Consider the following 11,026-nt stretch of genomic DNA (forward strand, 5'->3'; position numbering starts at 1 on the left):
GAGCTCCTGCTCCGCTTACCGTCTCGCGCCGCCGTTTCTAGGAGAACAACTGTGCTGAAAATTGTTCGAAGCATCAACACCCGGATCCTTTGTCTTCCCGTGCTGGCCGTGATTGCGCTGCTTGTGGCGGGCTGGCTCGCGATCACGTCGATCGGCGAAATCACCCGGTACGAGCGTAGCGCGCGCGCTCGCTCGGTAACGGAAGCGGCGGCCAAGATCGTGGAGATGTACGAGAGCAAGGCTGCAAGAGGTGAGATGAGCGAGCAGGCAGCACAGACCGCTGCCAAGGATGCCATCCGTGCCATTCGCTACGACGGGCGCGAATACGTCGCTGCCATGCAAGCGGACGGTGTCTCGATTGCTAACGGCATGTTTCGAGAGATGGAAGGCAGGCAAATGGCCGACGTCAAAGATTCCAACGGCACCGCATTCGTCCGCGAAATGATCGCGGCCGCCCAGCGGGGCGGCGGTTTTGTCTACTATGTCTGGCCGACAGCACCGAACACGCCTCCAATAGACAAAGTCGCCTACAACAAGCTGACAGCCGGATGGCACTGGGTCGTCACTTCGGGCGTGTATCTGGACGCCGTCGAGGCCGCTATTTGGTCGAGCACGCAGCGCATCGGCGGAATTGTCGCTGCGTTGGCTCTCGTTTCGTTCTCCCTGGCCCTCTGGATTGGCCGCCGCATAACCCGGCCGATCCTGAAGCTCGCCGAGGCCACCCATCGACTCTCCGATGGCGACCTCTCCGTCGACGTGCCCGGCACAGGTCAGCAGGACGAAGTCGGCACGCTTGCACAAGCCATTGCGGTGTTGAAGCAGCGCTCTGCGGAGGCTGTGCGGCTCGCTGGTGAGCAGGACCAACTCAAGGAAGCCGCTGCACACGATCGTCAGCTGGCCATGCGAAAGCTTGCCGACGGCTTTGAAGCATCCATCAAGGCGGTCGCGGACGGGATAGCCGCTGCGGCCAGCGGCATGGAAGCCTCTGCCAACTCCATGACGATCGCAGCGAAGACCACTAGCGGAGCGACGAGCGCAGCGGCAGTTGCCGCCGACCAGACCAGCTCCAATGTTGGAATGGTAGCTGCGGCGACGGAGGAGTTGTCCTCGTCGATACACGAGATTTCGCGCCAGGTGGCTCATTCCTCGCAGATTGCCGCGGGGGCGGTCGCAGAAGCGGCTCGGGCAAATACGACCATGGCGAATCTCGCCAACTCCGCCAAGCGGGTTAGCGATATCGTTGAGCTCATCACCGGGATCGCCGCTCAAACCAACCTGCTTGCGCTCAACGCCACAATCGAGGCTGCGCGAGCGGGGGAAGCCGGGCGGGGCTTCGCAGTCGTCGCCTCGGAGGTCAAATCCCTGGCGACACAGACCGCGAAAGCGACGGACGAGATCCAGTCGATGGTGGCTGAAATCGAAGCGATGACCGGAAGCGCGGTCAGCACCATCGAAGGGATCGGTGGCACCGTGGCTCGCATGAACGAAATTACCGCGACAGTTGCGGCGGCTGTTGAAGAGCAGGGATCAGCGACGCAAGAAATCGCGGGTAATATCCAGCATGCCGCGGCCGGCTCGCGCGAGGTGTCCGGGAACGTGTCTTCGGCGCAAAAAGCGGCGTCCGAGACGGGCGCGATCTCGGAAGATGTTCTGACAGCGGCAAACCGGCTCTCCGCCGAAGCTGAACGGCTGAAATCGGAAGTGGCAAACTTCCTTTCAGGTGTACGCGCCGCTTGACGCCGAGTACAGATGGAGCTGTTGCAATATGAGCCATGAGACTGGCTTGTCGGAGCTTCGCGACGTCAATGAGGAGCGGGAGACGCGGTTGCGCTTTATGCGCATTGATTCCCAGACCTCCGAATTGTTGCGCGATTTCTGGAATGTGCTGGAGCACAATCTACCGGCGGTCCTCGACCGGTTCTATGAGCATGCCGCAGCCACGCCGCAGCTCGCGAGGATTATCGGAAGCGATATTCCTCGTTTGAAGGGAGCCCAGGGCGCTCATTGGGCCCGTCTGTTCAATGGACGGTTCGATGAAGAATATATTCGCGGTGTCCGCAACATCGGCTTGGCTCATAACAAAATCGGCCTGGAGCCTCGGTGGTATATTGGGGGATATAATCTGGTGCTTGGGGAGCTTACCTCTCTTGCCGTCAGAACATATCGCTGGAGTCCGTCGCGCCTCGCCAAGGTTCTCGTGGCCATCAACTCGGCTGTGATGTTGGATATGGACGTCGCGATTTCCGTCTACCAGGAGGCTTTGCTGGCGGAGCAGCGAAGGCGCGAGGAGATGAACAGCGCGATCGAGAGCTTCAGGAATCGTGTCGACCGGTCGCTTGCGACCGTGAGCAATTCGGCGGCTTCTCTTCAAAGCGCAGCCAACATGCTTGCGGCGAATGCGCAGCAAGCGACAAGTCAGTCGACGGCTGTAGCGGCGGCATCAGAGAAGGCCTTCATGAACGTTCAAGCCATTGCCGCTTCGGCGGAGCAGTTTACGTCTTCGATCAAGGAAATTGGTCGTCAAGCCCTTGAGTGTACGAGAGTCACTGGCGACGCGGTAGAGGAAGCAACCCGATCGGGAGCGTCGATCGACGGTCTTGCCCAATCGATCCAGCGCATTGGCGACGTGATAGAATTGATAAGCAGCATTGCAGCTCAAACCAATTTGCTCGCATTGAATGCGACGATCGAGGCCGCGCGTGCCGGGGAGGCAGGTCGGGGCTTTGCGGTGGTCGCCTCCGAGGTGAAGGCTCTCGCGGACCAAACCGCGAGGGCAACCGGCGAAATCGGGCTGCAGATTTCGTCGATCCAGGAGGCGACGCGGAAATCTGTCGGCACCATGAAGCAGGTCGGCCTCACGATTAGTAGGGTCAATGCAATCGCCGGCGCGATATCCGACGCCGTTGACCAACAGGGATTGGCAAGTGCCGAGATTTCGCGGAACGTCCGAGAAGCTGCCGAAGGCACGCATCAAGTTGCCGACAACATCCGAGGGGTCAGTCAAGGAGCGGGAGAGGTCGGGCAGACGGCTTCCCAGTTTTTAACCGCTTCGAGCGATCTGTCGAAAGAGGCGACGATGCTTCAGTCAGACGTCGAGCGGTTCTTCGCCCAGATCTCAGTCTCAGGGGCGTAACCGGCCGCGCAGCGCCTCAAGCCGAAACTCATTTAAGGACCCGCCGAACCGACGCGCGAGCCGGTGTGCCTCGGACTACGCTTTCGTTTGCTGTGCCGCTATTCGGCTTGGGCTACACCAGCTTGAGCCCACTTTGGCCCCGGTGCTGCCTTGGGCATGGGGTCCACTCACAGCATTGCGCTAACTGACGTTCAAGCTTGAGCTTTATCTTTTCCAATCTGGCATCACGCGATCGAGGAGCTGAAGGAAGGCGGGCCCGTGGTGATTGTGGCGCATGTGGCAAAGCAAATTGCGGCTGGCTTGAGCGTGGCGGTGGGAAGAAATTTGTGGGGTGATTTGCGGAACGGATGGCGCGCTCCGAAGAAATATGTGTAATTGCCGTAACTTAGGCTGATTTCTGGCGGAGGGAGAGAATTTAGAAAAAAACTTGCTCGACCGCTGCGCCTCAGATGCTCTCCCTAGGGGGACAGAAGGTGCAACTTAAGCTTCTCTCCAGAGTATATTGGAGGAGGAACGGTATAAGAGTGCCTCGCCGAAGCAGTGGCACGACCCTTTTGCCCGACAGAAGGGCCAATCCGCCTCCGTCCGCCCTCAGGTAATCCCAAGACGCGAAACCGCGAATGGGCGGATGCTTCGCCCATATCCTCGAGCCGGTCTGCTTGTACCTCAGACTACCTTAAACTCCACCTTGTGTCCTGCCATAGACGACTTTGCGGTGAAGTCCCTGCCCGCCTTTTTGCTTTCCGTCCATTGGATTGGGCTGATGGAATTGTTTTCAACTTGCAAATCCAGGGAGGTTATTACGATCGGTGCCGTCGGGTAGTCCGCAGGGGTGACGGTTACTTTGTAACTTTCGACAGCACACACGGCGTAAGTCAGCTCAGGTATATCGTCCATTTTCAGTCTGGTGTCCGACTGAATTTGATTGTTACGCGAGAGCGAGCAGACATAATTGAACTTTCCGCCAGTATCTCTGCCGCCCTCAATAGAGCCGGTAATTATATCTCCTGTCGTGACTGGGATTGCCTTAGAGTAACAGCGGTTCTCGTCACTCAGGTGATCTTGGCCAACCGCCGAGCCTGGATCAGGCAGGTTCGGGTACTTCATAGGGTCGAAATCAGCACTCACGTACCAGCTCCGGATGAACCAACCATTGGTGGTCCACTGGAGGACCGGCTGTAAGATTCCTCCCGTTGCATTTGGTCCCGATACGCTCTCCAGACCATTGAAGATGAATATGATCTGCCCTTCATCGTTCGTTGGTGGCGAGGGCACCACCCAATTGGCTTCGAACTTCGTAATGTGGTCGCTCGTAGATCTGTTGCGCCAGAGCGTGTAACCTTGCCATCCGCCGTCGGGACAATCGATGTTGATGGTTAGCCCATTCAATCGAAGATTTGGATTAGTTCCGGGCTGCGGCGCAGGGTCCCATTCGGTCGTAAGACCGTGATGTCGTCTGCGATTCTTATTCACTTTGATCTTTATCGGTACTTCGTAGTCCCACAGCGCAATGCGAATAACCTCGTCTAGATGCTCCAACAGATTGGCCGCGGTCTGCCTGGTGTCGAATGGATTCATTGCGTTTTTCGGATCAGCGAACCTCGCCGGCTGCTTCTCCAGGTCATCACGAGCCTCCTGAGAAAAATCGGGCCAATGGTCGAACGCGGCCTGTCCAATTTGCGGTGTGCGGCCCCATTTTTGGGGATCCGGCTCCACGTCACGCTGGTAGAGTCCCCACTTAAGGTCGCTCCTGTTCGGAAAATTATTCCTAATCAGAACGTGAACATTATGGATATTGCCAGGCGAGTAGGCATGGTTGTTGAACGTCTTTAGATACTCAGGATCCATGTAGATTGCACCGCGGGTTTCTATTCCGCCAGCACCCTTTGGCTGAGCAAGCGCCGCTCGCGGGAGAGCGACCGTCGCCGCGGTGGCAACGCCACCTGCTATTACGGTGCGCCGATTGAGCGTGTCTTGCTTCTCAGTCCTGCCGTCTTCTTCTTCAGACATGACGTTCCTCCTTGTTAGCTCGCCATCTGAGAACGATCCAACACCCTTGAAAGCGTGCGATGAACTTCGCGTTGCGTTCCTAGGGCCCCGATTTGCTTTGCTATTTGCTCGGCTCTGTTTCGGTCCGCCGAAGATTCAACTCCAGATGGGCTATTCAGAGCGGACTTGATAAGCAATGCTTCCAGCTCTAGGGGTTGGTACCCGCTCTGTTGAGCGCTCTGCTCACATCGGCAAACCATCTCTATTGCTACGTTGCGTTGGGTTGTCGATGCTGCCTCACAGAGCGCTAGACCTAGCTCTGCGCGCAATGCAGCCGACCGATGCCCAAGCAGTTCGGCCTCTCCACGGGCCATTTCAAACGCCGTTCGCGCTTCTGTCACGCGCCCTAGTCGCAAGAGTGCAAGCCCATGCTGGTTGGCAAGCACGGGTATGAAAAGGTGCACTTCATGCTGATGCGCGAGCTTGAGGGAGTGTGCCAGCGCCGTTTCCGCCGCCTGCGGCTCATCTCTTGAGAGCAGAAGCACTCCGCGGCTAAATCCCCCTGCTATCGCCGCAGCGGGACCTTCATTCTGAGCCGCAATCGCATCTGCCCGTGCTTGCGCCGCGACAGCGCCTTCCTCGTCCCCAAGTGCTACTTTACTGACGCAGATCATCATACAGCTAAGCAGTGCAGCTTGTGCTGCTCCGCCTCCGGGTGGCGGTGAAGCACCTTCAAAATAAAACCGCTTGTAAGCTCTCTCCAAAATCTCTACGGCCTCTACGAAGTGACCGGCGATAAACCGCGCCTGCCCCAATCCGTATTCTGCATAGGCCAACCATCCAGGCTCGCCGCTCTGGCCTGCTTCGCGCACTGCAGCCTCGCCCGCGTCGATCGCTTCGGCCGGCGCGCCATAGAAGTTCAACGCCGCCGCACGCATAGCCAACGCAGGAATTCGTCGTCTATTGTCGCCGGAGGCGAGTGCGCGCGCCTCGGCTTCTCTTGCCAAGTCGAGCCAACGACTCACCTTTCCCAGGTTTCCGTAAGCCATTCGCGCCTCAATCCTAAGATCAATCGCGGTTGCTTCACGTTGCGGTGACGGCGGCAGCTTGTCGACCGACGCTATTGCCAGTTCGAAATGCTTCATCGCATCCGAAAACGCAGATTGGCCAAAGCAGCGACGCGCGATCGTTGCCGCCAAATCGGCTGCACGCGCCCATTCCCTGGCTTGAACAGCGTGGTGCACCATTATGGCTGCCAGCTCGTGCGCGTTCTGAGCAGCAGCCGCCTCGGCCTCGACCTCGGTCAGAACACGCTTGTGTAGTTTCACCCTGTCGGATTCCAGGGTGGCATCGTATGCAACCTGGCGAACGCATTCGTGCGGGAACGTGTTTTGCCCCTCTCCCGCCTGCGGGACGCACACCAACATACCCGCCGCCAGTAGTGCGGTATGGATTTGACGGAAGACCGCCTCCTCCAAACCTGCGATCACCCGTAATAAACGGCTTGGCACTTGAGGACCGATCGAGGCGGCTACTTGCAACACCCGCTTCTCGCGTGGGGCCAGTCGATCAATACGACTCGCGATCACACCTTGAACTGTCAAAGGAACGCCGAGCTCTGTCCCCTCTAAGGCCGGCTCGAATTCACCCCACGCTCCCCTTATTCGACCGGCTTCTATAAGCCCACGACACACTTCCTCTACGAACAACGGCATCGCACCCGTGTGCTCTAGAATTCGTTCCTTTAGAAGCTGAAGGCGAGGCGATGGACCAAGCAACTGATTAAGCATTGCAAGGCCTTCATCGGGCGCTAGTGGGGCTAGTACCAGTCTGGCATCCGGCTCACACCAAGAGGGCAGCTCATCTGTTCGAGCAGTGATTAACACGAAAAGTGGAAGACGCTTGGCCAACGCCACTATTGCGTCAAGGGCAGGGGCGCTTGCCTCATCAGCCCATTGCACATCCTCAATGAGAAGCAATGTCGGCTGCCCACCAACCCGACGCGCCACGACCGAACAAGCCATATCGATGATGGCGCGAGTTCGCGCGCGGGAGGCTAGCTTTGTCCACACGGGAAGGCTTTCTGCAACTACTCCATCGAGCAGAATCCGCAGCGCAGCCGATTGTACGTCTGGCAGGTCGGTGTCGAAGCCCGCTCTAACAGCCTCACTTAGCTCCGAAATAGATTTGACCAGGATATCCTTGAGGAGGGAAAACGGCGAATCTCCAATGATGGGGCTACATTCCGCCTCCACGGAGTGCCAGCCGCGCTGATGCAGCACGTGCACAGCCTCGCGCACCAAGCGCGACTTGCCCACGCCCGGTTCCCCCGAAACAAGCGCAACGCGACCGGGGCCATTCGCAGCCGCGACACCAAGCGCAAGCAAGTTTGATAATTCCGCCTCACGACCGACGAATGCTGCTGTACCTCGTCCCAGGGTCACTTGCCATTTCGATAGCTCACCAACCCCTTTTATGGGATGAACCATCACTGGCTGGGCAAATCCCTTTAGAAGGTGCCTTTCCGGGGCTTTGAAATGGATATAGCCTCTAGCCAGCATCCAACACGCTTCGGACGCGAGCGCCTGGCCGGGCTCCGCCACTGCTTGCAAGCGCTCAGCCATGATCAATGGAGGGCCGTCAAAATCGTACATCTGGTTGTAGTCGAGCTTCCGAGGCCCGGCCACGACCAAGCCTGAGTGCACGCCAACCCGCACGCGAATGCTACCGTCCGCAAGCGCTTCAATCCGGCGCAGAAGATCGAGCGCAGCGAGGCAAGCCATGACCGCGTGCATGTCGTTGGCGATCGGCGCACCGAACACCGCGAATATGCCATCACCCATTTCCCGATGGATAATGCCGCCGTACTGATGCACGGCCGACCGCATCTGCTCCATTGCTGGGGCCAGCCGCGCGATCGAATCTTCTAAATCGAGGCCTGTCACGAGATCGGACGAGCGGTGCAGGTCGGCTCGCAAGATGGAGACATACTTCCGTTCGGTCGCCAGATTCTGCAAACGGTTCTTGCGGTTTACCCGGGACGGAGATGCTGGCGTTCCATCTCTAGCCGAAGCACGCCCGGCCACCCTGTCCCACCGGACGTTCGTGCTATTCTGCCCAGCGATCGAGGTGCTCGCGATAAATCCAGCGTTCGAGGGCCTGGACGGCGCACCAGCGCTTATGCCTGGATCAATCGAGCGGTAATGCCGGCGTGCCACTGGCGTTGCCCCCTTCACTCGGGACCAAACGCGCCGAGCGGAGCTCAATTTCAGGTAAATTAGTCCCCAGATTACCCTTAGGAGTCAAGGCGCAACCGGCCATGTCCGCGCCTCTATAAGCGCAAGCCACACAACCCGTTTACCCGTTGCTCAACCTTGACAAGAATCCAATCGAGAAAGGAGGACGTCAATTCCACCAGCGGCAGCCGTCGTTTGATCCTCTCGACTTCCGCGGCTTCGCTCAGCCGTCCTGTAGTTCGATCACTTCAGAGAGCAGATCTGCTGTGACGCGCAAGCTATCTCGTATTTTTGGCGAGCCTTCGTCGCAGAACGGCTGGCCCATGCGATAGCCTCAAGACCAAGTCGAGCACCCTATCCGAATTGCGCATTCCACGTTGAGCTTCTCTCTACCGTTCAACCGCGAATAATCTGACGCTGTCGGTAATGCCCTTTAAGGAATGATGACCTTCGTCATGGAACCGAATGTTTGATCCTGCCACCAGGTCACGGACCGTATTCGAGACCAAAACCTGTCCGGGCTTCGCCATCGTCGCAACGCGCGATGCGATGTGCACGGCGATTCCGCTGACATCGTCATCGGCAACTTCAATCTCGCCCGTGTGAAGGCCCGCCCTCACCTGCAGCCCGAGCGGCTCGACGCTTTCATTTATGGCAAGAGCGCACCGGATCGATCGGGCCGGACCGTCGAAAGTTGCTAAGAACCCATCACCCAATGTTCTCACTTCACGGCCGCGATGCCGCAACAGTTCTCGTCGCACGATCGCATTGTGGTGGCCCAGCAGGTCGTGCCATGCGCGGTCGCCGATCTTCTCCGCGCGTTTGGTTGAGTTCACAATATCGGTAAACAGAACAGTGGCGAGGACGCGGTCAGCTTCGACGGCCGATCGCGACCCAGTCAAAAACTCCTCAACCTCATCTAGTACGCAATCCGTGTCACCGGTCCACAACAAGTGGTCATTGCCCTGCAGTTCGACGTATTTCGCATTCGGGATCTTCTCCGCCATGAATCGCCCGGCCTCAACGTTTACCCGAACGTCGCCTTGGCGATGAACGATGAGCGTCGGCACTCGAATGGACGGGAGAATGGGACGAACATCGATTTCGCTGTTCATTCGCATAAGCGCCACAACAGCAGACGGACTGGCGCCGAGCCGCTCAAAACGTGCCCAGGACTGTCGAAAATTCTCATCGGCTGCCACGCTTGGAGCAAACAACGCAAGGCTCTCACCAGTCCCCCACGCCTTCTCCATGCGCTCAAGCGCACCTTCGATCCTATCCGGTGGTAGCACCCACGATCGGAAGTGCCCGTACGTTCCATAAAGCGCCAGAGCTCGCGTGCGCTCTGGATAGGTGGCCGCAAACAACACGGACATCGCGCCGCCTTCAGAGATGCCGAATAGCGCAGCCTGTTGCGAGCCGACGGAATCCATGACAGCCCGAACGTCGTCCATACGTTCCTCGAGAGTCGGCACGCCGACAGTCCGGTCAGAGAGGCCAGTGCCGCGCTTGTCAAACATGATCAGCCGGGAGAAAGCAGCCAGACGCGTCCAAACGCGGGCACGATGAGGCTCGTCCCAGGCCACGTCTAGGTTCGAGATGAAGCCAGGCACAAGCACAAGGTCGAAAGGCCCATCCCCCACAACCTGATAGGCGATCTTAATATCACCGCTCTTTGCGTACCGCGTCTTCGGAACCATCGCACATCACTGCACGTAGATTGGCGTGATTGGGAGCTATCGGTTGAGTTGATGCTTCTAGCGAGCAGGCCTTCGAGAATGGTAACAGCTTGCCTTGCTCTGCGGAAGCTAAAAGACCGGCGCGACCGACAAGGAGGCGCAGCCCGTGCTTGGGGCAATGGCACTGCCGCAGCACGCAAGGTGGCGGACGCCGCTGCAGTTTGGTGGCCGGTGTCTCCGGTGGCTCGCGTGCCGGCCACGCACGACGGACATCAACGCAGTGCTTCACGTTTGAAGTGAAGGCGGGACATTCGCGTATGCGTTGTTATGGAAGAACTCGGGCAGAGGCCGAGGTCTGCTTTGATCCGTTTAGCGGACCTGTCGGCATCCAGAGAATACGTCAGCAAAGGGCCCGATTTTGTTGCAAAAGTCGGTTGAGACAAATCACGAAGCGTGATTCCGTTGTGTTGACGCGAATCTCGGCGAGGTCGATCCATGATGGGCCGTCTGAAGAGTGACCAAGGTCAACTGTTCTACGAGTTTCGTCTTGGTTCCTGAAGATCATCTGGTGCGGAAGATCGATGCTGCTCTCGATCTATCCTGGCTTCGCGGTGAACTAGCATCTCACTATTCGTCGCTGGGGCGCCCGTCGATTGATCCGGAACTGATGATCCGGATGCTGGTCGTGGGGTATGTCTTTGCGATCCGCTCGGAACGGCTGATCTGCCGTGAAGTGCAGGTGAACCTCGCCTATCGCTGGTTCTGCAAGCTCGGTATCGAGGACGCTGTCCCGGATCATTCGGCGTTCTCGCGGGCCCGCAACGAGCGCTTCCGCGGTGGAGATGTTCTCCGCCGGGTGTTCGAACGGGTTGTCGAGACATGCATTGCCGCCGGTCTGGTTGGTGGCGAAGGATTTGCAGTCGATGCGAGCCTGATTGCGGCCGACGCGAACAAGCAGCGCTCGATCGCAGGTCAGGACTGGCGCAGGG

The 11,026-nt window shown here is 58.4% G+C and carries 6 protein-coding genes and 1 pseudogene; 3 read left to right on the forward strand and 4 right to left on the reverse strand.

Annotated features, from left to right (window positions below; genetic code table 11):
- Positions 1-51 precede the first annotated feature (51 nt).
- Positions 52-1,737 (forward strand): methyl-accepting chemotaxis protein, encoded by a 1,686-nt coding sequence (locus E4K64_RS35320; protein WP_135167395.1) that lies wholly within the window; start codon positions 52-54, stop codon positions 1,735-1,737.
- 46 nt (positions 1,738-1,783) lie between these two features.
- Positions 1,784-3,133 carry a globin-coupled sensor protein gene (locus tag E4K64_RS35325; protein WP_167772424.1) on the forward strand — a complete coding sequence of 450 codons (1,350 nt, stop codon included), beginning with the start codon at positions 1,784-1,786 and terminating at the stop codon, positions 3,131-3,133.
- Positions 3,134-3,337: 204 nt separating this feature from the next.
- On the opposite strand, the gene E4K64_RS41965 is transcribed toward E4K64_RS35325, so the two are convergent.
- The 4 genes from E4K64_RS41965 to E4K64_RS35345 form a co-directional block, all read right to left on the reverse strand.
- Positions 3,338-3,409, reverse strand: coding sequence for a DUF45 domain-containing protein (locus tag E4K64_RS41965; RefSeq protein ID WP_209312011.1), 72 nt, complete (start codon positions 3,407-3,409; stop codon positions 3,338-3,340).
- A 390-nt stretch (positions 3,410-3,799) separates the two neighbouring features.
- Positions 3,800-5,143, reverse strand: coding sequence for a hypothetical protein (locus E4K64_RS35335; RefSeq protein ID WP_135167397.1), 1,344 nt, complete (start codon positions 5,141-5,143; stop codon positions 3,800-3,802).
- Between the two features lie 14 nt (positions 5,144-5,157).
- On the reverse strand, positions 5,158-8,139 hold the full coding sequence (locus E4K64_RS35340; protein WP_135167398.1) for an ATP-binding protein: 2,982 nt from the start codon (positions 8,137-8,139) through the stop codon (positions 5,158-5,160).
- A gap of 608 nt (positions 8,140-8,747) precedes the next feature.
- Positions 8,748-10,058 (reverse strand): adenylate/guanylate cyclase domain-containing protein, encoded by a 1,311-nt coding sequence (locus E4K64_RS35345; RefSeq protein WP_135167399.1) that lies wholly within the window; start codon positions 10,056-10,058, stop codon positions 8,748-8,750.
- A gap of 474 nt (positions 10,059-10,532) precedes the next feature.
- Between E4K64_RS35345 and E4K64_RS35350 the strand changes: the two are divergent.
- Positions 10,533-11,026 (forward strand): annotated as a pseudogene (locus E4K64_RS35350) (transposase); the annotation flags it as partial.

Origin of the sequence: Bradyrhizobium frederickii, assembly GCF_004570865.1 — a bacterium.
GTDB lineage: Bacteria > Pseudomonadota > Alphaproteobacteria > Rhizobiales > Xanthobacteraceae > Bradyrhizobium > Bradyrhizobium frederickii.

Bases quoted from the DNA above. Each gene is read 5' to 3' on its own strand.
- E4K64_RS35335 (WP_135167397.1), bottom strand. From the start codon at position 5,143: ATGTCTGAAGAAGAAGACGGCAGGACTGAGAAGCAAGACACGCTCAAT.
- E4K64_RS35345 (WP_135167399.1), bottom strand. From the start codon at position 10,058: ATGGTTCCGAAGACGCGGTACGCAAAGAGCGGTGATATTAAGATCGCC.